The organism is Thioalkalivibrio sp. AKL6 (assembly GCF_000376905.1).
In the GTDB taxonomy this organism is placed as follows: Bacteria; Pseudomonadota; Gammaproteobacteria; order Ectothiorhodospirales; family Ectothiorhodospiraceae; genus Thioalkalivibrio; species Thioalkalivibrio versutus.
Map to the genome: position 1 here is coordinate 70764 of NZ_AQXS01000009.1, position 21942 is coordinate 92705.

28 protein-coding genes are annotated in these 21942 nt (G+C 67.2%); 10 read left to right on the forward strand and 18 right to left on the reverse strand.

Translation table 11 applies throughout. The annotated features are described in order from the left end of the window. Positions 1–88 precede the first annotated feature (88 nt). Both D575_RS0105510 and D575_RS0105515 read right to left on the reverse strand, forming a co-directional pair. Positions 89–1498, reverse strand: coding sequence for an MFS transporter (locus D575_RS0105510; RefSeq protein ID WP_018144916.1), 1410 nt, complete (start codon positions 1496–1498; stop codon positions 89–91). A gap of 36 nt (positions 1499–1534) precedes the next feature. Beyond that, positions 1535–2308, reverse strand: coding sequence for an exodeoxyribonuclease III (locus D575_RS0105515; protein WP_255349313.1), 774 nt, complete (start codon positions 2306–2308; stop codon positions 1535–1537). Positions 2309–2411: 103 nt separating this feature from the next. Here D575_RS0105515 and pyrE point away from each other — a divergent pair, with 103 nt between their 5' ends. Then, a complete protein-coding gene (gene pyrE, locus D575_RS0105520) occupies positions 2412–3047 on the forward strand; it encodes an orotate phosphoribosyltransferase (protein ID WP_018144918.1) in 636 nt (211 codons plus the stop codon). Between the two features lie 113 nt (positions 3048–3160). Here the strand turns inward: pyrE and D575_RS0105525 are convergent, their stop codons facing one another. The 14 genes from D575_RS0105525 to D575_RS14460 form a co-directional block, all read right to left on the reverse strand. Further along, positions 3161–3517 (reverse strand): cupin domain-containing protein, encoded by a 357-nt coding sequence (locus D575_RS0105525; protein WP_018144919.1) that lies wholly within the window; start codon positions 3515–3517, stop codon positions 3161–3163. A gap of 11 nt (positions 3518–3528) precedes the next feature. Then, positions 3529–5079: a 2,3-bisphosphoglycerate-independent phosphoglycerate mutase gene (gpmI, locus tag D575_RS0105530; RefSeq protein ID WP_018144920.1), complete on the reverse strand. Its 1551-nt coding sequence runs from the start codon at positions 5077–5079 to the stop codon at positions 3529–3531. 104 nt (positions 5080–5183) lie between these two features. Beyond that, positions 5184–6359, reverse strand: coding sequence for a twin-arginine translocase subunit TatC (gene tatC, locus D575_RS0105535; RefSeq protein WP_018144921.1), 1176 nt, complete (start codon positions 6357–6359; stop codon positions 5184–5186). Further along, a complete protein-coding gene (gene tatB / locus D575_RS0105540; RefSeq protein ID WP_018144922.1) occupies positions 6356–7057 on the reverse strand; it encodes a Sec-independent protein translocase protein TatB in 702 nt (233 codons plus the stop codon). Before tatB ends, tatC begins: the two co-directional genes overlap by 4 nt. Before the next feature lie 44 nt (positions 7058–7101). Then, positions 7102–7392, reverse strand: a complete 291-nt coding sequence (gene tatA, locus D575_RS0105545) for a twin-arginine translocase TatA/TatE family subunit (RefSeq protein WP_018144923.1) — start codon at positions 7390–7392, stop codon at positions 7102–7104. Between the two features lie 221 nt (positions 7393–7613). Beyond that, positions 7614–7985, reverse strand: coding sequence for a phosphoribosyl-ATP diphosphatase (locus tag D575_RS0105550; protein WP_018144924.1), 372 nt, complete (start codon positions 7983–7985; stop codon positions 7614–7616). Next, positions 7982–8776 carry an imidazole glycerol phosphate synthase subunit HisF gene (gene hisF, locus D575_RS0105555; RefSeq protein WP_018144925.1) on the reverse strand — a complete coding sequence of 265 codons (795 nt, stop codon included), beginning with the start codon at positions 8774–8776 and terminating at the stop codon, positions 7982–7984. Before hisF ends, D575_RS0105550 begins: the two co-directional genes overlap by 4 nt. A gap of 1 nt (position 8777) precedes the next feature. Further along, positions 8778–9506: a 1-(5-phosphoribosyl)-5-[(5-phosphoribosylamino)methylideneamino]imidazole-4-carboxamide isomerase gene (gene hisA, locus D575_RS0105560; protein ID WP_018144926.1), complete on the reverse strand. Its 729-nt coding sequence runs from the start codon at positions 9504–9506 to the stop codon at positions 8778–8780. A 10-nt stretch (positions 9507–9516) separates the two neighbouring features. Continuing rightward, positions 9517–10173 carry an imidazole glycerol phosphate synthase subunit HisH gene (gene hisH / locus D575_RS0105565; RefSeq protein WP_018144927.1) on the reverse strand — a complete coding sequence of 219 codons (657 nt, stop codon included), beginning with the start codon at positions 10171–10173 and terminating at the stop codon, positions 9517–9519. Positions 10174–10373: 200 nt separating this feature from the next. Then, positions 10374–10967 (reverse strand): imidazoleglycerol-phosphate dehydratase HisB, encoded by a 594-nt coding sequence (hisB, locus tag D575_RS0105570; protein WP_018144928.1) that lies wholly within the window; start codon positions 10965–10967, stop codon positions 10374–10376. A gap of 412 nt (positions 10968–11379) precedes the next feature. Beyond that, a complete protein-coding gene (locus D575_RS0105575; protein ID WP_018144929.1) occupies positions 11380–11757 on the reverse strand; it encodes a hypothetical protein in 378 nt (125 codons plus the stop codon). Between the two features lie 135 nt (positions 11758–11892). Then, a complete protein-coding gene (gene soxZ / locus D575_RS0105580) occupies positions 11893–12177 on the reverse strand; it encodes a thiosulfate oxidation carrier complex protein SoxZ (RefSeq protein ID WP_018144930.1) in 285 nt (94 codons plus the stop codon). 46 nt (positions 12178–12223) lie between these two features. After that, complete coding sequence (gene soxY / locus D575_RS0105585; protein WP_018144931.1) at positions 12224–12694, reverse strand: thiosulfate oxidation carrier protein SoxY; 471 nt, start codon at positions 12692–12694, stop codon at positions 12224–12226. Next, the gene (locus tag D575_RS14460) at positions 12691–12951 is read right to left on the reverse strand and encodes a hypothetical protein (RefSeq protein ID WP_196799815.1); all 261 of its coding nucleotides are present in this window, start codon (positions 12949–12951) and stop codon (positions 12691–12693) included. Before D575_RS14460 ends, soxY begins: the two co-directional genes overlap by 4 nt. Positions 12952–13030: 79 nt before the next feature. On the opposite strand from D575_RS14460, the gene D575_RS13925 reads away from it, so the two are divergent. The 8 genes from D575_RS13925 (at position 13031) to hslU (ending at position 19603) form a co-directional block, all read left to right on the forward strand. Beyond that, positions 13031–13165 carry a lipoprotein gene (locus tag D575_RS13925; protein WP_018144932.1) on the forward strand — a complete coding sequence of 45 codons (135 nt, stop codon included), beginning with the start codon at positions 13031–13033 and terminating at the stop codon, positions 13163–13165. Continuing rightward, positions 13166–14455: a diaminopimelate decarboxylase gene (gene lysA, locus D575_RS0105595; protein ID WP_018144933.1), complete on the forward strand. Its 1290-nt coding sequence runs from the start codon at positions 13166–13168 to the stop codon at positions 14453–14455. Then, positions 14452–15126 carry a trans-aconitate 2-methyltransferase gene (locus tag D575_RS0105600; protein WP_018144934.1) on the forward strand — a complete coding sequence of 225 codons (675 nt, stop codon included), beginning with the start codon at positions 14452–14454 and terminating at the stop codon, positions 15124–15126. Before lysA ends, D575_RS0105600 begins: the two co-directional genes overlap by 4 nt. Beyond that, positions 15126–15962: a diaminopimelate epimerase gene (gene dapF / locus D575_RS0105605; RefSeq protein ID WP_018144935.1), complete on the forward strand. Its 837-nt coding sequence runs from the start codon at positions 15126–15128 to the stop codon at positions 15960–15962. Before D575_RS0105600 ends, dapF begins: the two co-directional genes overlap by 1 nt. Next, entirely contained in the window at positions 15959–16696 is a 738-nt protein-coding gene (locus D575_RS0105610; RefSeq protein ID WP_018144936.1) for a DUF484 family protein, read from the forward strand. The genes dapF and D575_RS0105610 overlap by 4 nt, the downstream gene beginning before the upstream one ends. Beyond that, complete coding sequence (gene xerC, locus D575_RS0105615) at positions 16668–17591, forward strand: tyrosine recombinase XerC (protein ID WP_018144937.1); 924 nt, start codon at positions 16668–16670, stop codon at positions 17589–17591. Before D575_RS0105610 ends, xerC begins: the two co-directional genes overlap by 29 nt. Positions 17592–17684: 93 nt before the next feature. Further along, positions 17685–18227: an ATP-dependent protease subunit HslV gene (hslV, locus tag D575_RS0105620; RefSeq protein ID WP_018144938.1), complete on the forward strand. Its 543-nt coding sequence runs from the start codon at positions 17685–17687 to the stop codon at positions 18225–18227. A gap of 41 nt (positions 18228–18268) precedes the next feature. Next, complete coding sequence (gene hslU, locus D575_RS0105625; RefSeq protein WP_018144939.1) at positions 18269–19603, forward strand: ATP-dependent protease ATPase subunit HslU; 1335 nt, start codon at positions 18269–18271, stop codon at positions 19601–19603. A 50-nt stretch (positions 19604–19653) separates the two neighbouring features. Here hslU and D575_RS0105630 read toward each other — a convergent pair whose 3' ends face one another. Then, the gene (locus tag D575_RS0105630; protein ID WP_018144940.1) at positions 19654–20565 is read right to left on the reverse strand and encodes a lysophospholipid acyltransferase family protein; all 912 of its coding nucleotides are present in this window, start codon (positions 20563–20565) and stop codon (positions 19654–19656) included. Beyond that, on the reverse strand, positions 20540–21352 hold the full coding sequence (locus D575_RS0105635; protein WP_018144941.1) for a tRNA 2-thiocytidine(32) synthetase TtcA: 813 nt from the start codon (positions 21350–21352) through the stop codon (positions 20540–20542). Before D575_RS0105635 ends, D575_RS0105630 begins: the two co-directional genes overlap by 26 nt. Before the next feature lie 229 nt (positions 21353–21581). Here D575_RS0105635 and D575_RS0105640 point away from each other — a divergent pair, with 229 nt between their 5' ends. After that, a complete protein-coding gene (locus D575_RS0105640) occupies positions 21582–21893 on the forward strand; it encodes a hypothetical protein (RefSeq protein ID WP_018144942.1) in 312 nt (103 codons plus the stop codon). Positions 21894–21942: the final 49 nt, after the last annotated feature.

Genomic DNA, 21942 nt, shown 5'->3' on the forward strand with positions numbered 1-21942 from the left:
CACCAGGCGGCCATCCGCCGAACCCGAGCCCGTGCCGTCTGGTGCGGGCTTTTTTGTGCCCGCCGAAAGCCACTCGGATCAGGTGCGGCTACTCGCGAGCGGACGCCGGCGAGGTGTCTGGTCGACCGGGCTGGGGCATACGGTCGGGGTTGGCCCAGCGCATCAGGGCGAAGGCGAGCAGGATGGTGGGGATGCCGATCAGGGCGGAGCTGGCGAAGAACCAGACCCAGCCGATGTGTTCGGCCAGCACCCCGGTGAAGCCGGCGAGGAATTGCCCCGGCAGGGTCATGATGGAGCTGAACAGGGCGTACTGGGTGGCGGTGTAGGCGCTATTGGTCAGACTGGAGAGATAGGCGATGAACACCGAAATCGCCATGCCACCGGAGAGGTTGTCGGCCATGATCGCGAACACCAGCCCATAGGTCTCGGGCCCGAGCGTCGCCAGCCAGGAGAAGGTGAGGTTGGTCAGCGGCGCCAGGATCGCGGTCGCGATCAGCATGCGCATGATGCCGAAGCGCACCACCAGCAATCCGCCCAGGGCCGCACCGGCCAGGGTCATGGCCAGGCCGAAGGCGGCGGCAATATTGGCGATCTCTTCCTTGGTGAATCCGATGTCCAGATAGAACGGGTTGGCCATCACCCCCATGAAGATGTCGCTGATGCGAAAGACCGCGATAAACGCGATAACAACGAGGGCGATGCGGCCGAAACGCTGCCAGAACTCGACAAAGGGGCAGACCACCGCGCCGATGACCCAGGCCTTGAGGTCCCGCCACCAGCCGGTATCCGAGGTGTTGTTGAGGTAATGGACCACGCGATCCTCGAGCCGGGCCGTGGCAGCATCGCGTTTCGCGACCTCGGGCTCGCGCACGATCAACGTGCAGACGACACCTACCAGCATCAACGCGGCCATGGCGGCATAGGACAGGCTCCAGCTACCGACGGCGGCGATGTGCAGCGCCCCGGCCCCCGCGGTCAGCAGTGCGACGCGATAGCCGAACACGTAGGCCGCCGCCATGGCGCCCTGGCGCTCCTGGCTGACGGCCTCGATGCGATAGGCGTCGATGGCGATGTCCTGGGTGGCGGCGCCAAAGGCGGTGAGCACGGCCAGGACCGCAACCAGCCAGAGCTGTTCGACCGGGTCGGTCAGGGCGATGCCGACCAGCCCGAGGATGATCACGGCCTGGGCGAACAGCATCCACGCGCGGCGGCGCCCGAATACGCGGGTCAGGAGCGGCAGGGCCAGGCGGTCGACCACCGGTGCCCAGAACACCTTGATACTGTAGGCCATGCCGACCCAGGACAGGAAGCCGATGGAGGCCAGCTCCACCCCGAGATCGCGCAGCCAGGCGGTGAAGGTCCCGCCGGTCAGCAGCAGCGGCAACCCCGCGGCGAAGCCGAGGAACAGCATCCCGATGACCCGTGGGTGGCGGTAGACCGCCAGCGCCGCGCGCCAGTCGCGGCTCGGGGGACGCTGCGCTTCAGCGACTCCGGTCATGCGCGAACGTCACCGAATGCGAGGAACATGCCCCGATCAGGGCTGGTAGTCATAGTCGATCCAGAACGGCGCGTGGTCGGAGAAGCGATCGTCGGTATGGATGTACGGGTGATGCGCGGTGGCCGCGATGCCCGGCGTGGCGATCTGATAGTCGATGCGCCAGCCCACGTTCTTGGCCCAGGCCTGGCCGCGGTTGGACCACCAGGTGTACTGCTCCGGGCGTTCGTCCAGCCGGCGGAACACGTCCACCATGCCAATCTCGTCGAACAGGTGGTCCAGCCAGGCGCGCTCTTCCGGCAGGAAGCCCGAATTCTTGCGGTTCGACTTGTAGTTGGTCAGGTCAATCTCGCGGTGGGCGATGTTCCAGTCGCCGCAGATGACCCATTCGCGCCCGTCGTGCATGCGCTCGGTCAGCCAGGGCCGGAAGAACTCCAGGAAACGCCACTTGGAATCCTGGCGATGATCGCCGGAGGAGCCGGACGGCAGGTACAACGAGACCACCGACAGATTGCCGAAACGCATCTCGGCATAACGGCCCTCGTTGTCCGCCTCCTCGAAGCCGATACGCGTAATGACCTCGTCCGGCTGGCGGCGGCTGTACAGGGCCACGCCGCTGTAGCCGGGCTTTACGGCATCGACATAGACACTGTGGTACCCGGGTGGATGGAAGGGCTCGCCCTGGATCTGGTGGATCTGGGCCTTGGTCTCCTGGATGCAGACCACGTCGGCCTCGGTCCCCGGGAGCCAGTCGAAGAAACCCTTGCGGGCGGCGGCGCGGATGCCGTTGGCGTTCATCGAGAGTATGCGCATGGCGAGGAACGATACCGGCGCGCGCACGCGCAGGAAAGGGCCTGGCTGCGGAATCCAGGTGTCCCTGTGTCAGAATACGGCGTTTTACGACCGGAGCACCCCGATGACCGCCCACGCCTTCCTGGAATACGCCCTGCAACGCGACGTCCTGCGCTTTGGCGAGTTCACGCTGAAGTCCGGGCGGACCAGTCCGTACTTCTTCAACGCGGGCCTGTTCAACCGCGGCTCCGACCTGGCCCGCCTGGGCGAGTTCTACGCCCGTGCGATCGTGGACTCCGGCATCGAATTCGACCTGGTGTTCGGCCCGGCCTACAAGGGCATCCCGCTGGCGGCGGCGGTCACCGAAGCGCTGTTCCGCGACCACGGCATGGACCGCCCCTGGGCCTTCAACCGCAAGGAGGCGAAGGACCACGGCGAGGGCGGGAACATCGTCGGCGCGCCGCTGCAGGGCCGGGTGCTGATCGTGGACGACGTGATCACCGCCGGCACCGCCATCCGCGAATCGGTGGACCTGATCCGCGCGGCCGGGGCAACGCCTGTGGGCGTGGCGATTGCGCTGGACCGCGAGGAGCGCGGACGCGGCGAGCGCTCGGCGATCCAGGAGGTCGAGGCCGACCTGGGCCTGCAGGTCATCCGCGTCGCGCGGCTGACCGATCTCGTGACCATGCTGGAGGATACGGGCCGCGCGCCCGAACACCTGGAGGCCCTGCGCGCGTACCGCGCCGAGTACGGCGTTTAGGGGACACGTACCGCAGCATCGACCCCTGCCCCGTCATTGCTTCGTCGGCTACGCCTCCTCGCAATGACGGGGCAGGGGTTTACGCGGGGTGGCGGCATGTGCGCCGAGCGGCGCTACAGCAGTTCGGTATCGTCGTGCGAGTAAGCCGGGGAGCAGCTGCAGAGGATGTGCAGCGGCTCGGTGCCCGTATTGAGGATGTTGTGCGGCGTGCCGGGATGGATACAGACGGTGTCACCCACGGCCACCGAGAAGGTCTCCTCACCCAGACGCATCTCGCCCTGCCCGCGGGTCACGTGATAGATCTCCTCGGTGCGGGCATGGCGATGCAGGCGCGTGACGGCACCCGGCTCGACCACCGCCTCGGCCAGGCTCTGGGCCGCATTGCCGTGCACGTCAGGGTGCATCAGCTCGCGGATCTCGGAGCCGTCCTTCGTATCGTAGGCCGGTGTGTCGCTGTAGCGTGTGTGCATTGCGCGCTCCCTCAGGCCGAGGCCGGCACTTCCTCGAACAGGAGGCTGCGCCCGCCCATTGCAGAGGGCTTGGGCACGCCCATCAGCTCCAGCACGGTCGGGGCCACATCGGCCAGGCCGCCGCCGGTGCGCAGACGCCAGCGCTGCGAGTCGGTAATCATGCACATCACCGGATAGATGGTGTGCTGGGTGTGCGGGGCCCCGGTCACCGGATCCACGTATTCGTCGCAGTTGCCATGGTCCGCGGTGACGATCGCCGAATATTCGAGCCTCTTCGCCGCATCCAGCACCCGCCCGACCTCACGATCCAGGACCTGGACGGCCTCGATCAGGGCCTCGCGCTTGGCCGTATGGCCCACCATGTCGCCATTGGCGAAGTTGACCAGGACGAACCCGTAGCGCCCGCTCTCCATCGCCTGGATGGTCTGGTCGGCGACCTCGGCCGCGCTCATCTCCGGCTGCTCGTCGTAGGTATCCACCGACGGCGAGGGGACCATCACGCGCTGCTCGCCGGCGTAGGGCTCTTCCTTGCCGCCGTTGAAAAAGAAGGTCACGTGGGCGTACTTCTCGGTCTCCGCACAGTGGAACTGCGGGATGCCGGCGGAGGCGATGGTGCTGCCCAGAGTCGTCGACGGGCGTTCCGGCGGGAACGCGATCGGCGACAGGAAGCGCGGGTCGTACTCGGTCAGGCAGGTCTCGGACACCGGGTGAAAGTCACCGCGGTCGAAGCCGTCGAAGTCGTCCATGCCCAGGGCCGCGGTCAGCTGACGCGGACGGTCATTACGGAAATTGAACAGCACGCAGACCGCATCCTGTCCCAGCGGCTCGCCACCGTTGATGATGCGCGGGTTGATGAACTCATCGTCCTCGCCCGCCGCATAGGCCGCCTCGATCGCCTCGCGCGCGGAACCGGCGGCCTCCCCCTCGGCGTAGGCCATCGCGCGGAAGGCCTTTTCCGTGCGCTTCCAGCGCTTGTCACGGTCCATCGCATAGTAACGCCCGCACACGGTGGCGATGGCGCCGCCAGCGTTCGCCAGCTCTTCCTCCAGCGGATCGAGGTAGTGGAGCGCGGAACGGGGTGCGGTATCGCGGCCGTCGGTGATCATGTGCACCATCGGGCGCGCGCCCTCGCGCTGGCAGATCTCCACCAGGGCGCGCAGGTGGCGGATATGCGAGTGCACGCCACCATCGGACACCAGACCAATCAAATGCAGCGGCTGATCCTTCGCGGCCGCGGCGCGCGCAGCACTGACCAGGGCGTCGTTCTCGTAGAAGCTGCCATCGGTGATCGAGTCGTCGATACGCACCAGGTCCTGGTTGATCACGGTACCCGCACCCAGGGTCAGATGCCCGACCTCGGAGTTGCCCATCTGCCCATCCGGCAGCCCGACGGCGCGACCACAGGCGTCCAGTGTCGTGTGGGTATGAGTGGAGAGGTACTCGTCGAGGCGCGGCGTATCGGCCTCGGCGTAGGCATTGTTCAGCTTGGACGGGTTCACGCCCACCCCGTCCATGATGATCAGCAGGACAGGGCGGCGGGGGGTGGGACGCGGGTGTGCCATCGCGGGATCATTACCTGGGTCAATGGGTTACCCGGGTATTTTAGCAACTTCCGATGCTTGGCGGGGGCGCAGGCCTGCACAAATACGGCCGCCGGCGCGGTGACTCAGCGATCGCGCCCCGTATTGCCATCCTCCTGCGATGCTTCCGCGTCGGGCTGGCCGTCGTCAGCTGGGCCCTCGCCACCCTGGCCCTCGGCCACCTCGGGCGCCGGCTCGGCGGGGGTGTCAGTGGCGAGTGTGCTCGCGGACCCGCGCTGGCGACGCAGTTCGGCCTGCTCTTCCTCGATGCGGTCGAGCTCGGCGTCCATCTCGTCGTCGGTCAATGGCGTGTACCCGGTGCGCGCGGCGGCGCTGGCGCCCCCGCCGGCGGATGCGGCCGCCGTGGACGAGGCGGCCCGCGTGGTGCCGGACGCCTTGCCCGAACCACCGGGTCCACCGCGCGGCGTACCACCGCCGCCACCCGGTCCATCGTCGTCCGGACCATCATCGGCGTCGGCCGCATCGTCACCGCCCGCAGTCGCGCGGCGTTGCGCCTTCTTGCGCTCCATGATGCGCGACAGGATCAGGCCAATCTCGAACAGCAGCCACATCGGTAGCGCCAGCAGCGTCTGCGAGATGATGTCCGGCGGGGTCAGCACCATGCCGACCAGAAACACGCCGACGATCACATAGGGGCGCTTCTGCGACAGCTTGGCCGGGGTCGTGGCCCCCATGGAGACCAGCAGGATCGTTGCCACCGGCACCTCGAAGGCAATGCCAAAGGCGATGAACAGCATGATGACGAACGACAGATAGCGCGAGATATCGGTCATCACGGCCACGCCCTCGGGCGCCGTGGCCGTGAAGAACGCGAAAATCAGCGGGAAGACCACGAAGTAAGCGAACGCCATCCCCAGATAGAACAGCGCGGTGGACGACGCCACCAGCGGCAGCGCCATGCTCTTTTCGTGCGAGTAAAGCCCGGGTGCCACGAAGGACCAGACCTGATACAGCAGGTAGGGGATGCTGAGCACCACCGCCAGCAGCAGGGTCAGCTTGAACGGGATCAGGAACGGCGCGGCCACGTCGATCGCGATCATGCTGGTGCCTTCCGGCAGGTGCTGCATCAGCGGGCCGGCCAGCCAGGTGTAGATCGGGTTGGCGAACGGGAACAGGATCAGGAACATCACCAGGATGGCGATGAACATCCTGAGGATACGGTCGCGCAGCTCGATCAGGTGCGTGAGCAGGGTCTCGGTCGCTTCCGGACTCGGCTCGACCCCCGGTTTGGTCTTGCTCATGAGTGCTTGTCAGGGGTCGGGTCGTTGTGGGTGGTATCCGCTTCGGGATCAGAGGCCTCGCCCCCCCGTGACTCGGCAGGGTCCGGGGTGCGCCGTTCGCGCACCGCCGGTTTCGTCCGCTCCGGACGCGGGCCATCGGAGGCGCGCGCCTTTTGCTCGGCGGCCAGCGCCGGGTCGTCGGTCATCAAGTTGCCATCCAGATCGCCCTGGGTGGGTACCCGCCGAACCTCGGGCGCATCCGCGTCGTCGGGTGCCTCCGGCGCACCCGGGTCCGAAGCACGCGCCGCCGCATCCGGGCTGCGCATGGATGGCTTGTCCCGCACCGCGGGCTTGGCCTGGTTCTCGGCCAGGGCCTTTTGCTCCTTGCCGGAGAGATCCTTGCGGGTCTTCGGCTTGCCCTCGATATCTTCGCGCAGGTCCCGCTCGGTATCCTCGATATCCTCGCGCAGACTGGTCTCGGTCTCGTCCATCATGTTCTTGAGCTGGCGGATCTCGCGATCCTGGCTCTTCAGCATGTTGCGCAGTTCGTCGGTCTGCAGCTCCTGCTCGAAGTCCGATCGCACGCTATGGACGAAACGCCGGGTCTTGCCGACCCAGCGTCCGATCTCGCGCGCAAGCCCGGGCAGACGCTCCGGCCCCACGACCAGAAGCGCCACCAGCACGATGATGATGATTTCCCAGAAGCCGATGTCGAACATGGGCTATCGCCGCTCGAGCCTGGCCACCGCGCAGGGCGCGAGGCTCAGGACTTCTTGTCCGATTGCGAGGCGTCGGAATCCTTTTCGCTGCTCTTCTTCACCTCGGCGTCGACCACCCGGCCTTCGCTGTCGGTCTGGTTCTCGACCTCGCGCGGCTCTTCGTCTTCTTCGCCTTCCTTCTTCTCGGCGTCGGGATCCTTGACCGCCTGACGGAAGTTCTTCATCGCCGAGCCGATATCCCCACCCATATTGCGCAGCTTCTTCGTGCCGAACAGCAGCACGACGATGAGCAGGACGATGAGGAGCTGCCAAATGCTGATACCACCAATACCCATGGACTCTGTTCTCCAGTCATACAACTTTGAGGTTAGCCTGAACGGCGCCAGGCCCATAATCAACTCTGGGGCACACCGGCCACTGTGGGCGTTCGTGCTGGAGTCGCTGTTTCTTCGCGGACAGGCGCGCGGTGATTGCAGTGTAGCCGCGCCACATGAACGAACGCTTTACAGCCGGCGACTCAATGCGGCCCCCGGGGAAACACCGATCAATGTACACGCTACGAGTGGTCGGACCGGCGACCACTGATTTCGCGCGCGGCCTTCTCGGCGACGCCCGACAGACCGAAACGCCGACCCAGTTCATCGAGGACATCGTCCGGGTGCCGTCCGCGGGCCGCGAGCACCACCAGGGCATGAAACCACAGGTCGGCCATTTCCGACACAAGGGCGTCGGTGTCGTCGTTCTTGGCGGCAATCAGCGTCTCCGCTGATTCCTCGCCCAGTTTCTTGAGCATCTCGTCCAGCCCGCGCGCGTGAAGCCTGGCCACGTAGGACTGCTCCGGGTCGGCCTGGCGGCGCTGCTCGATCACCTCGGCGAGCGCGGAAAGCACCTCGGCACCACCCGGACGAGCGGGAGTCGAATCGGTCATTGCGCGGCCACCTCGGCATCGTTCGGCCGCACCGGGACACCGGCCGCCGCCATTGCGTCCTTGGCCTCGCCCACCGTGTGCTGACCAAAGTGAAAGATACTGGCCGCCAGCACGGCATCGGCATGGCCCTCGGTCACGCCCTCCACCAGGTGCTGCAGCTCACCGACCCCGCCCGAAGCAATCACCGGCACGCCGACCGCATCGCTGACCGCGCGGGTCAGGGGCAGGTCGAAGCCGATACGGGTGCCGTCACGATCCATGCTCGTCAGCAGGATCTCGCCGGCCCCCAGGGACTCCATGCGCTGCGCCCACTCGACCACGTCCAGCCCGGTCTCGCGGCGGCCTCCGTGGGTAAAGACCTCCCAGCGCGGTGGTTCATTCCCCGTGCTGACCTGCTTGGCGTCGATCGCGACCACGATGCACTGGCTGCCGACCCAGTCGGCGGCCTCGCGCACCAGCTCGGGCCGGTGCACCGCGGCGGTGTTGATGGAGACCTTGTCGGCCCCGGCGTTCAGCAGGCGGCGGATGTCTTCGACCGCGCGCACGCCACCACCCACAGTCAGCGGGATGAACACCTCGCGCGCGACGGCCTCGACCACGTGCACGATGGTCTCGCGGTCGTCGCTGGAGGCGGTGATGTCGAGGAAGGTGATCTCGTCCGCACCCTGGGTGTTGTAGCGCCGGGCGATCTCCACCGGGTCCCCGGCATCGCGGATGCCGACGAAGTTGACACCCTTGACCACGCGGCCGGCGTCGACATCCAGACAGGGAATGATGCGCTTGGCGAGCATCTCAGGTTGCGAGGGCCTTGCGGGCCTCCTCCAGGGTAAAGGCGCCGTCGTACAAGGCCCGGCCGACGATGGCGCCGGTAATGCCCTCGTCCTCGCGGGCGGCGAGGTTGCGCAGGTCGTCCAGCGAGCTGATGCCGCCGGAGGCGATCACCGGCACGCGCACGTTGCTCGCCAGGCGCGCGGTAGCCTCCACGTTGGGGCCCTTCATCATCCCGTCGCGGGCGATGTCGGTGTAGACGAAGGCCACCACGCCGTCCGCCTCGAAGTGCTGGGCCAGGTCGATCACGTCGTGGTGCGACAGCTTGGACCAGCCATCCACCGCCAGCTTGCCGTCCTTGGCATCCAGCCCGACGATGATACGGCCGGGGAATTCCAGACACAGGTCGTTCACGAAGTGCGGCGCGCTGACCGCGCGGGTACCGATGATCACGTATTCGACCCCGGCATCCAGATAGGCCTGAACCGTGTCCTCGTCGCGCACGCCACCGCCGATCTGGATCGGCAGGTCGGGGAAGGCCTTGGCAATCGCGTGCACCGCCTTGGCATTGCGCGGCTGACCGGCAAAGGCGCCGTCGAGATCAACGATATGCAACCGCTCGGCCCCGGCATCCACCCAGCGCTTCGCCATCTCCACCGGGTCCTCGCCGAACACGGTGGAATCGTCCATGTTCCCCTGGCGCAGGCGAACGCACTTGCCTTCCTTCAGATCGATTGCGGGAATGACCAGCATCTTCGACTCCTCACGACGCCCCGGGACCGTCACCGTCCCAGCGCAGAAAGTTATGCAGCAGACGCAGCCCGCAGGCGGCGCTCTTCTCCGGATGGCACTGCATGGTGAACAACGAGCCCCGCGCCAGTGCCGAGGCAAAGGTCTCGCCATAATCGGTGCGCCCGGCGACATCGGCCTCGCGCTCGGGCTGCACCCGGTAACTATGGACGAAATAAAACCACGGGGTCTCCGGCAGGCCGTGCCACAGGGGATGCTCCTGCGCCGGCAGCACGCGGTTCCAGCCCATGTGCGGGATCTTCAGGCGCCGGCCATCCGGGCCCTGCATGGCGGGAAAGCGCGCGACCCGGCCCGGCAGGATGCCCAGCAGGTCGACGCCGCCGCTCTCCTCGCTGGCGTCCATCAGGATCTGCTGGCCCAGGCACAGGCCCAGGAACGGGCGGTCGGCCGCCAGCTCCGGCAGCAGCCGGTCGAGCCCGCGACTCGACAGCGCCTGCATGGCATCCCCGGCCGCGCCCTGGCCGGGAAACACCAACCGGTCGGCCTCGCGCAAGGTCTCGGGGTCGTCGGTCAGCAGTACGCGCTGGTCGCCCGCGGCCTCGTGCTCCAGTGCACGCACGACCGAGTGCAGATTCCCCATGCCGTAATCGATGACGGCAACAGTTTCCATGGCCGGGTCTCGTCCGTTGGTCCGTTAAGGAAACACTGATCCATGTACACGCTCGCGCTCGAGTCGCTTTTGCGTGCGAACAAGGCGCGGTGACTGCCGTGCAGTCACTCTGCACAAAGGAACCGCAACGCCGTGCGCGCGCAAAAGCGGCCGAGCCCCTTGGGGTACCAACGCGAGTGTGTACATGGATCAGTGTTTCCTTAGAGACTGCCCTTGGTGGACGGCGTGATCCCCGCGGAGCGCGGATCGAACTCCGCCGCCACACGCAGGGCGCGCCCGAAGGCCTTGAAGATGGTCTCGGCGACATGATGCGCGTTGTCGCCACGCAGGCAGTCGATGTGCAGGGTCATCCAGCTGTGGTTGACCAGGCCCTGGAAGAACTCGTGGAACAAGTCCACATCGAATTCGCCGATGTGCGAACGGCGGAAATCCGCGTGCATCTCCAGCCCCGGACGCCCGGAGAAGTCGATGACCACCCGTGAAAGGGCCTCGTCCAGCGGGACATAGGCATGGCCATAGCGGCGGATACCCTTCTTGTCCCCCAGGGCCTTGGCCAGCGCCTGCCCCAGGGTGATCCCGACGTCCTCCACCGTGTGATGGGCATCGATATGCAGATCGCCCTCGGCGCGTACGTCGAGATCCACCAGGCCGTGACGGGCCACCTGGTCCAGCATGTGGTCGAGGAACGGGATACCGGTCTCGAGATGGCTTTGGCCGGTGCCGTCGAGGTTCAGCTCGACGGCGATCCGGGTCTCCAGGGTGTCGCGGCGGACAGATGCAGTACGTTCAGTCATGTTCCGGTTCGGGCACGGTAAAAGGCCAGTGTAGCAAGGCTGGCCGTCGCCCGGTATGACACAGGGAAACACGGGCCTATTCACGCTAGGGAAACACTGATCAATGTACACACTCGCGTTGGCACCCCAGGTTTTCCGAGACAAGGCGCGCCGTGCAACGGGTAGGGTTCTACCCGCAAGCGGTGCAACGCAGGATCGGGGAACCTGGGGTGCCAATCCCACAAGCCATTGAAAGCAGGGGCTCGGCCGCTTTTGCGCGCGCACAGCGTTACGGCTCCCTTGTGCAGAATGACTGCACGGCAGTCACCGCGCCTTGTTCGCACGCAAAAGCGACTCGAGCGCGAGCGTGTACATTGATCAGTGTTTCCCTAGAGCAGCGTCGGGGCGGACAGCGGCCTCACCCCTTCGACGACTACATGCCGGAGGTCAGCTTCGGCCCCACCAGTAACGCCTCGGGCACCACCGCCTGAATCGCCCCCGGCACTTCAGCGCAAAGCCCTGGCCGCGCGGTCAGCGAGACCCACAGGGTGTTCAGCTTCAGGTTCAGCTCGACGAACGCGATATCGTCCCCATAGCCGTTCAGCACGCGCTCCATGGCGCGCGCCCGGGCATGAAGTTCGGAGCGCGGACGCTGGCGCAGCCCGGGGATCAGCATCATGAAGTCCGCCAGCCGGCGGCCTGCGGCGTCGCGCCGGGGCAGGCGTTGCCACAGGGGCTGGTGGGGCTCGAGGAGCAGCGCCGGGCGCAGGGCCGGATCGGCTTCACGGGGCGCGGGGATATCCGGGGACATGGCGGTGCGCTCGGCATGGACCTGTCTGGAGTGTAGTCCACGCCAGAGAGACGCCGACCACAGAAACCCGATGACCGGACACAAAAAAGCCGGGGACCAGCCCCGGCTTCTTCAAAGAGAGTGGGAACCCTCTTTTTACCGCACTTCGACCTCGGTCGAGTCGGATTCACCCTTGTTGTCCGTCCAGGAGATGGACACGGTGTCACCGGCGGCGCCGTCGATCTCGCACTGCAGGAACGGGTTGCGGGAGACGGTGTAGTTCCAGTTGGCGGTGATGGCGGTGTTGCCATTGCGCGCCACTTCAACCGTTTCGATGAAGTGCGGGCCACCGTCGTCGTCGGGGACGAGCATGTCGTGGCTCATCAGCGCACGGATGTTGATAACGCCGTTGCTTTCTTGGGCGCGAACTCGGATAGACATATCTTAAACCTCCAGTAGTGTTCGGATCAGCGGTTGGGGGTCGGCGTTAGCCGCCGCAGCCACCGACCGTGACCTTCACTTCTTGAACCGTCTTGTACCAGGTGTCGCCGGACTTCACGGCGGCGATCACGTTGGAGGACTCGCCCATGCGGATACGGCCAGAGATGTTCGCATGCGCGCCATCGGCCAGCACGTAATGTGCGACCAGCGGCAGGTTGTTCAGCTCGACGAACACGGCCATCTCGGTCACGTTGTCCAGGCTGGATTCGACCGACACCGGAACCACGGCGCCGTTCTCGGCGATTTCCGGGGCGCTCAGGGTGACGTCGCCATCGGCAATGTCGCTGGAGCCGGTGACGGCTTCAAAGGCGGCTTCGAGGCCTTCGGCGCCGAAGGCCTCGGACGGCCAGGCGGCGAGCAGCTTGCTCGGGGCGAGCAGACCGGCCCCGACGGCGACACCGACAGTACCGGCGGCGAGAGTGCCTTTCAGGAAGACACGGCGCTTGGTGCTAATCATGGATGATCTCCTCTCATCTTGTGGGTCAGTTCCGGATTATCCGGGACGTCTTGGCGGCGAACCGCGGTGACGCCTGTTGCTTTGGACGGCGAGCGGCAGGTCTCTATTCCCTGCGGATCGGGCTCCGCCCCCTGACCAGCTTCAGTGGTCTTTTGCTGGTCTCGCAGATGCATCGTCCCAAACCTGGCTGAATCATTGATGAACGAATCATCGCCGTTCACGATCGGGCAAATTTCGTCGGACAGATACCGCAGCATCTACCGCTAGCACCTGAAGCCAGGGGCGTATCAATGGCACACTATCGCCTCTTGATGCAACGAACCCCGGATCCGACCCATGTTCTCCTGCAAGGCCCAGTGGCTCCTGATTGCCGTGATCGTCGTGCTCGGCACGATGCAGATGCTCTCCGCCTGTGGTCAGAAGGGCGATCTCTATCTGCCCGATGACGACGAAACCGAGGAGCGCCGCTGAATGGACTACTTCGATTACCACCGCGGCACCCTGTTCTGCGAAGGCGTAGCACTGGACCGCCTTGCCGAGCTGGTCGGCACCCCCGCGTACGTGTATTCCCGCGCCACGCTGGAGCGCCACTTCCGCGCATTCAGCGAGGCCCTGATCGGCACCCCGCACCAGGTCTGCTTCGCGGTCAAGGCGAACTCCGCGCTGGGCGTACTGAATGTGCTGGCGCGCATGGGCGCCGGTTTCGACATCGTCTCCGGCGGCGAACTGGAGCGCGTGCTGCGCGCCGGGGGCGATCCGGCGAAGATCGTGTTCTCCGGGGTCGGCAAGACCGCCGCCGAGATGCGCCGGGCGCTGGAGGTCGGCATCCACTGTTTCAATGTCGAATCCGCCCCGGAGCTGGACCGGCTGGAGGCCGTCGCCATGGAGATGGGTGTCCAGGCCCCGGTGTCGATCCGGGTAAACCCGGACGTCGACGCCGAGACCCATCCCTATATCGCCACCGGGCTGCGCGAGAACAAGTTCGGCGTCGCCATCGAGGAGGCACCGGCGCTGTATGCCCGGGTGCGCGACAGCCAGCACCTGGAAGCAACCGGCGTCGACTTCCACATCGGCTCGCAGCTGACCCGCATCGACCCATTCACCGACGCGCTCAAGCGCGTACTGGCACTGGTCGACGAACTGGCCGCAGACGGCGTCGAGCTGGAACATATCGATGTCGGCGGCGGGCTGGGCGTGCGCTACCGCGACGAGACCCCGCCGGAACCGGATGCCTGGGCCAGCGCCCTGCGCGAGGTCCTGGGCGATCGCCCGCTGAAGGTCCTGCTGGAACCGGGGCGCGCAATCGCCGCGAATGCCGGCGTGTTCCTGACCCGGGTGGAATACCTGAAACACACCGAGGCCCATGACTTCGCGATCGTCGACGGCGCGATGAACGACCTGCTGCGCCCGGCCCTGTACGGCGCCTGGCAGGAAATCGTCCCGGTGGTACCGCGCAGCGACACCGAAACCCGCACCTACGACATCGTCGGCCCGGTCTGCGAGACCGGCGACTTCCTCGGCCGCGAACGCGAGCTTGCGCTGGCTGCCGGCGACCTGCTCGCGGTGCGCTCGGCCGGCGCCTACGGCTACGTGATGTCCGGCAACTACAACTCGCGCCCGCGCCCGCCGGAGGTAATGGTCGACGGCGACCACTTCCAGATCATCAACCGCCGCGAGCAGGTCGATCACCTGATGATGCGCGAAAGCATGCTGCCCCGGGATCCGGAGGACCAGGACCCGTCAGGGAGCGTCGAGCCGTGATCCCGCGGCGCCCGGAGCCGGAGTTGATGCTGGAGCCGGAGCAGGCCCGTGCCTATGCCGAGGCCGACTTCGCCGCCCCGCACGAGGGCTTCGTCGACGCCTTCGCCGAGGCCTTCCCCGGGCCCGTGACCGGGCCGGTGCTGGACCTGGGCTGCGGCCCGGGCGATGTCTCGCTGCGCTTCGCCACGCGCTACCCCGACTGCGAGGTCGACGGCCTCGACGGCGCCCCGGCAATGCTGGCGGCCGGCGACGCGCTGATGGCCGGGCACCCAGCCGCGGACCGGGTGCATCTGGCCGCAGGATGCCTGCCAGAGGCGCGCGGACCGCGCGCGCCATATGCCACGATCATCAGCAACTCCCTGCTGCATCACCTGCATGACCCGGCCGCTCTGTGGCAAACCATTGCGCGTGACGGCGCGCCCGGCGCGGCGGTGTTCATCATGGACCTGCGACGGCCGGATACGACCGAGACCGTCCGGGCCCTGGTCGCGGAGTACGCCGCCGACGCGCCGCCGGTGCTGCGCCACGACTTCGAGCACTCCCTGCATGCCGCCTTCACCCCGGATGAGGTGCAGCAACAACTGGCCGCGGCCGAGCTCGAGGGCTTCACAGTAACCGTCACCTCGGATCGCCACATGACCATTTTCGGCCGGCTGCCGGAGACCTCCTGATGCGCCTGGAATTCACCAAGATGCACGGCCTGGGCAATGACTTCGTGGTCATCGACGGCATACGTCAGAACGTGCGGTTCGACGAGCCAACGCTGCGTCACCTGGCCGATCGCCACTTCGGCATCGGCTGCGATCAGATCCTGCTGGTGGAGCCACCGGGCGATCCGGCGCAGGCGCTGTTCCGCTACCGCATCTTCAATGCCGATGGCTCCGAGGTGGAGCAGTGCGGCAACGGCGCGCGCTGCTTCGCCCGCTTCGTCCGCGAGCAGGGCCTGACCGAGGCCCGCGAGATCCCGGTCGAGACCCTCGGCGGGCGCATCGTGCTGCATGTCGAGGACGACGAGCAGGTGCGCGTGGATATGGGGCGGCCGGAGTTCGCACCGGCGCGCATCCCGCTGCTCGCCGAGGCCGAGGCCGATGCCTACACGCTGGATGTGCAGGGCCACTCGATCACCCTGGGCGCGGTCTCCATGGGCAACCCGCATGCGGTGATCCTGGTCGACGACGTGGCCAGCGCACCGGTCCACGAGATCGGCCCGATCATCGAACGCCACGCAAGCTTCCCGCGCCGCGTCAATGTCGGGTTCGCCGCACTGCGCGACCGCGGGCATGTCGACCTGCGGGTGTTCGAACGCGGGGTCGGCGAGACACTCGCCTGTGGCAGCGGCGCGGCCGCCGCGATGGCCGTATTGCGCCGCCGCGGACTGGTCGACGACAACCTCGAAGTGACCCTGCCGGGCGGGACCCTTGTGCTAAGCTGGACCGGACAGGCCGAGGCTCCGGTTTGGCTGACCGGGCCGGCCACCACGGTATTCAACGGCTGGATCGATCTATGACTGGGCAGCAATCCTCCAACGCCTCTGCGGCAAAAACCAAGACCCCCAAGACCCGGGCCCCGGAAGACCGCACGATCAGCGCGGCCGACGTCGAGGCCTACCTGCGCGAGCATCCCGACTTCTTCCAGGACCACCTGCCGCTGCTGGATATCCTGCGCCTGCCGCACCCGACCGGTGGCGCGGTGTCCCTGCTGGAACGCCAGGTCGCCCTGCTGCGCGAGAAGCACCGCGCCATGGAACAGCACATGGGCGAGCTGGTCGAGCGTGCCCGCGACAACGAGCGCATGGGCCAGCACCTGCACGAACTGGCCAAGACCCTGATGCGCGCCGAGAACCTGGACGCCGTGCTGGCGCTGACCCAGGACGCCCTGCGCAACGAGCTGGGCGCGGAACGCGTCAGCATCCGCCTGGCCCACCGCGAGGTCGACGACCTGCATGCGCTAACCACCAGCGAGCTGGCCACCTTCGACCCGCTGTTCAGCCGCGGCAAGGCCCAATGCGGTCGCGTCCCGGCCGAGATGCTCGACGTGCTGTTCGACGACGCCGAGGAGATCGGTTCGGCCATCCTGATGCCATTGGGCAACGAATCCGACCATATCGGGGTACTCGGCCTGGCCAGCGAATCCGCGGACCGCTTCGAGCCCGACATGGGCACCTACTTCGTCACCCACATCGGCGACCTGCTGGCCGAATCGATCCGCTGCCATGTCGAGCGGGCCCACGCCGCTGCCTGACGCACCCGAGCAGGATGCGGATATCGCGGCCTTTCTGGCCCATTTGAGCGATATTCGCGGCCATTCGCCGCATACCGTACAGGCCTATCGGCGCGACCTGGCCCGCCTGCGCGGGCTGCATAACGGCCCCTGGGATGCCCTCAAGGCAGCCGACATGCGGCGCATCGCCGGACAGCTGGCCCGCCAGGGCCGCCACCCGCGCTCGATCCAGCGCTTCCTGTCCGCCGTGCGCGGCTTCTTCGCCTATCAGGTCGAACAGCGGCGCATGCCGGCCAATCCGGCCGCCGGCATGCGCGGCCCGCGTGCCGGGCGCCCCCTGCCGCGCGATCTCGATGTCGATCAGACCCAGCGGGCGCTGAGCCCGGCCGAGGGCATCGAGCCGAACCTGGCGGCACGCGACCAGGCGATGCTGGAGCTGCTGTATTCGTCCGGGCTGCGCCTGTCGGAACTGACCGGACTGGATCTGACGGACCTTGACCTGGATTCCGGGCTGGTGCGCGTGCTCGGCAAGGGCCGGCGCGAGCGCAGCGTCCCGGTGGGGCGTGTGGCGCGCGATGCGCTGCGCACCTGGCTGAAATGCCGGGGCGACTGGGCCACAGCGGACGAGCGCGCCGTGTTCGTCAGCCGCCGAGGCCAACGCCTCGGCAACCGCGCGGTGCAACGCCGGGTCGCCGAGGCCGGCCGTCGCGCCGGGCTGGATGTGCGCCTGCACCCGCACCGTCTGCGCCATGCCTTCGCCAGTCACCTGCTGGAGTCGAGTGGCGATCTGCGGGCGATCCAGGAACTTCTCGGCCACGCCAACCTTGAAACCACCCAGATCTATACCCATCTCGACTATCAGCACTTGGCACAGGTGTATGATGCCGCCCATCCGCGGGCCCGCCGGAGAGACTGATTCGGCGACGATCCCACCCGCCAGGTGAACGATCCCGGGCCGCCGCAACCCAACACCGTGCCCCATGACACTCAGCCGTAACAGGAGAGATCCGTGGAACAGTTTCGCGGCACCACCATCGTATGCGTCCGCAAGGACGGCGCCGTCACCCTCGGGGGCGACGGCCAGGTTTCCCTTGGCAACACCGTGATGAAGGGCAACGCGCGCAAGGTGCGCCGCGTCTACCATGATCGCATCCTCGCCGGTTTTGCCGGCGGCACCGCCGATGCCTTCACCCTGTTCGAACGCTTCGAAGGGATGCTGGAGAAACACTCCGGCAACATTACCCGCGCCGCCGTCGAGCTGGCCAAGGACTGGCGTACCGACCGCGCCCTGCGCAAGCTGGAGGCATTGCTGGCGGTCTCCGACCGCGAGAACTCCTTCGTGATCTCCGGCAATGGCGACGTGATCGAGCCCGAGCATGCACTGATCGCAATCGGGTCCGGCGGCCCCTACGCCCAGGCCTCCGCCCAGGCCCTGCTGCAGAACACGGATCTGCCAGCCCGCGATATCGTGGAGAAGTCCCTGAACATCGCCGCCGATATCTGCGTGTACACCAATCACAACATCACCCTGGAGAGCCTGGACGCGGAGTAACGCGACCCGGCGCCAAGCGATTCGACCAAGGCCCATTTGCCATGACCGACATGACCCCCCGCGAGATCGTCCAGGAACTGGACCGCTACATCATCGGCCAGGACGACGCCAAGCGCTCCGTCGCCGTTGCCCTGCGCAACCGCTGGCGCCGCCGCCAGCTGCCGCCGGAGCTGCAACCGGAGGTCACACCCAAGAACATCCTGATGATCGGCCCGACCGGTGTGGGCAAGACCGAGATCGCCCGGCGTCTGGCGAAGCTGGCCCACGCCCCGTTCATCAAGATCGAGGCGACAAAGTTCACCGAAGTCGGTTATGTCGGGCGCGATGTCGAGTCGATCATCCGCGATCTGGCCGAGGCCGCGGTGAAGCAGCTGCGCGACGAGGCGATCAAGGAAAACCGCCTGAAGGCCGAGGACGCCGCCGAGGAGCGCATCCTCGACGCCCTGCTGCCAAGCCCGCGCAATGCCGGCTTCACCGAGTCCGAGCCGGACCACGGCAACAGCGAGACCCGCCAGAAGCTGCGCAAGCGCCTGCGCGAGGGGGACATGGACGAACGCGAGATCGACATTGAGGTCTCGCAGAACCCGCAGGGCGTGGAGATCATGACCCCCCCAGGCATGGAAGAGATGGCCAGCCAGTTGCAGTCGATGTTCCAGAATCTCGGCGGGCAGAAGACCCGCTCGCGGCGGCTGAAGATCGCCGAGGCGCGCAAGCTGCTGATCGAGGAAGAGGCCGCGCGCCTGGTCAATGAAGAAGAGCTGAAGCTGAAGGCGATCGAACGCGTGGAACAAAGCGGCATCGTGTTCCTCGACGAGATCGACAAGGTCGCCAAGGGCAGCGAGAAGACCGGCGGTGGCGAGGTCTCCCGCGAGGGCGTGCAGCGCGACCTGCTGCCGCTGATCGAGGGCACCACCGTCTCCACCAAGCTGGGCATGGTGCGCACCGACCACATCCTGTTCATCGCCTCCGGCGCCTTCCACCTGTCCAAGCCGTCCGACCTGGTGCCGGAGCTGCAGGGCCGGCTGCCCATCCGCGTGGAGCTGGACGCCCTGTCGGCCGATGCCTTCGTGCGCATCCTGACCGAGCCCACCGCCTCGCTGACCGAGCAGTACACCGCGCTGATGAAGACCGAGGGCGTGGAGCTGCGCTTCGAGGAAGAGGGCGTGCGCCGTCTGGCCGAAATCGCCTTTGACGTGAACGCACGTACCGAGAATATCGGCGCCCGCCGTCTGCATACCGTGCTGGAGCGCCTGCTGCAGGACGTCGCCTACCGCGCCCCGGATGTCGAAGGCCCGGTGATCGTGGACCGCGCCTTCGTCGACGAACGCCTCGGCGACCTGGCGGAAGACGAGGACCTGTCCCGCTACATCCTCTGACGCGACCCGCCCAGCGGGCCGGCCATGCGCGGGGAGTACCGCGCGGGAGGTTACTCGGGCGCCCCCCGGCGATAGGGATCGGGCCAGCCCTCGGGCGGTGGGTTGAAGCGCTTGTAGGCCCAGTTGTATTGCTCGGGGCAGCGCCGGACCAGGGTCTCCACATGGAGGTTGATCGCCGCGGCCGCCCGGGCAAAATCGCGATCGGCCACCTCCGGGCCGGCCACGACCTCGTGATAGCGATAGCCCCGCCCCCCGGGCAGACGCTCGGCAAACAGGAATACCACGTGATCCGCGCGCCCGCGCAGCAGACGCGGGAGCAGGGTCATGGTCAGGGCCGGACGCCCGAAAAACGAGGCGTGCTGGCCCGAGGCGCCCTTGGGGCTCTGGTCCGGCAGGATGCCGATGATCTCGCCGCGGTCGCGGGCCTGCTGCAGGATGCGCAGGCCACTGCGATCGGCCGGTGCCAGCTCGGCCCCGGTGGAGGCACGGGCCTCGCGCACCCAGCGGTCCACCTCCGGCGTCTTGAACGGGCTGTACAGCGTGGCCATCGGCCCGTGGCAAGCGGCATGCAGTCCGGCGAATTCCCAGGAACCGAGATGCGGGGCGCACAGGAACAACGCCCGACCGGCGGAGCGCTCGCGCAGGCGCGCGTACTGCGGCGGCTGGACGGCCAGGGTCTCGAGGCTCTCCGGAGGCGACTGCCACAGCCAGGGGGACTCGGTCAGGGCCCGGCCCATCGCCATCAGGGAGCGCCGCCCCACCCGCCGCCGCCACGCCGGGTCCTTTTCCGGAAAGCACAGCGCCAGGTTGATGCGGGTGATGCGGGCCGCGCGGGTGGGCAGGTACCACACCAGCGCCCCGACCGCGCCGCCCAGGGCGTGGTTCACGCGCAGCGGGAGGCGCGCGAGCAGGCGCAGGCCCACCCCGATCAGGCGATCACGCAGATGCCGACGTCGGGCCATGTTCGGACACTGCGGATTCGGTGGTTGCGGACGCGCTCGGCGGTGGATCGCGCGGAGGAATGCCACCCTCGGTCATCAGGGGCTTGAGGGTGGTGCGCAGGTTACGGAACAGTCGCGGGTGCTGCGCCTCCTCCTGCGCCAGCAGCTGTTTCATGTGCTCGCGCTGGGTGGGCATGGCGAAGCAGGCGGGGCAGTTGTCGAGGATCACCGGGAGCCCCGCGGCGTCGGCAAAGTCGCGGGTCTGGCGTTCGCGCACGTAGACCAGCGGGCGAATGACCCGCAGGTCGCCGGCGTCGATCGCGTAGTGGGCCTTCATGGTGCGCAGCTGGCCACCGTGAAAGGCACTCATCATGAAGCTCTCGGCCAGGTCGTCCAGGTGCTGGCCCAGCGCCAGTACGTTGTAGCCGTGTTCGCGCGCCGTGCGATACATCAGGCCGCGCTTCATGCGCGAGCAGAAGGAGCAGAACGAGTCGTTGTCCATGTGCGCATCGGCCAGCTCGGCGATGGGCTCGGACACGAAGTGATAGGGGATGCCATACGCGGCGAGGTAGTCCATCAGCCGCTGCGGCTCGAATCCCTCGATCTCGGGGTTGATGGTGACCGCCCCCACCTCGAAGCGTACCGGGGCCCGCCGAGCGAGGTTGTGCAGCAGCCACAGCAGGGTCAGCGAATCCTTGCCACCGGACAGGCCGACCAGGATGCGGTCGCCCTCGCGGACCATGTCGAAGTCGGCGATGGCACGCCCGGCGAGGCGGCGGATCGAGGCGGGAACGGCGGGTGTCTCCATGGGCCCGCAACATAGGCCGGCGGTCGGCTGCACGCAAGCCCAACCCGCAATGGTGGAGCAGGATTTCGGTGCACACCGCGCCTCCCGTGCACCAGAGATGAACACCCATCGCTCTCGCACAGGGCAGGGGTTGCGACCTGGGGGCACCGGGGCAGCGAATGGCGGGCGTCTCGCCGTGGCACCCCGCTTGCATGAAGCCGGAGAAACCTACGTCCACCCGGGGGACCCGATGCACGACCGCAAGAGCCTCAGCCTGGCCGCCGAACTTCGGCGAAACCTGCGCGCCGAATTCCCCGCGGTAGCACGGCTGTCGGTCAGCGACCCGGATTTCATGGAGGCCATCCTTGATTACGCGGCCCGCTCGCAGTCGAGCATGGTCGAGGCGGCGGCGCTGACCCTGCGCAGTCAGCTGGAGGGAACGGGATATCTGCGAACACCCTCACCCGCGAAGACACAACCGGAAGACGGGGCGCAGGGAGAACACCGGCCTGGGCACAAGCGGCGTGTCTATCGCGGGCGGGTAATCGAGGACCCGGAGTAGGGCCGGATCGGCGATTGCGGGAAGAGCCCGAAGGGTTTCGCCCACGCTG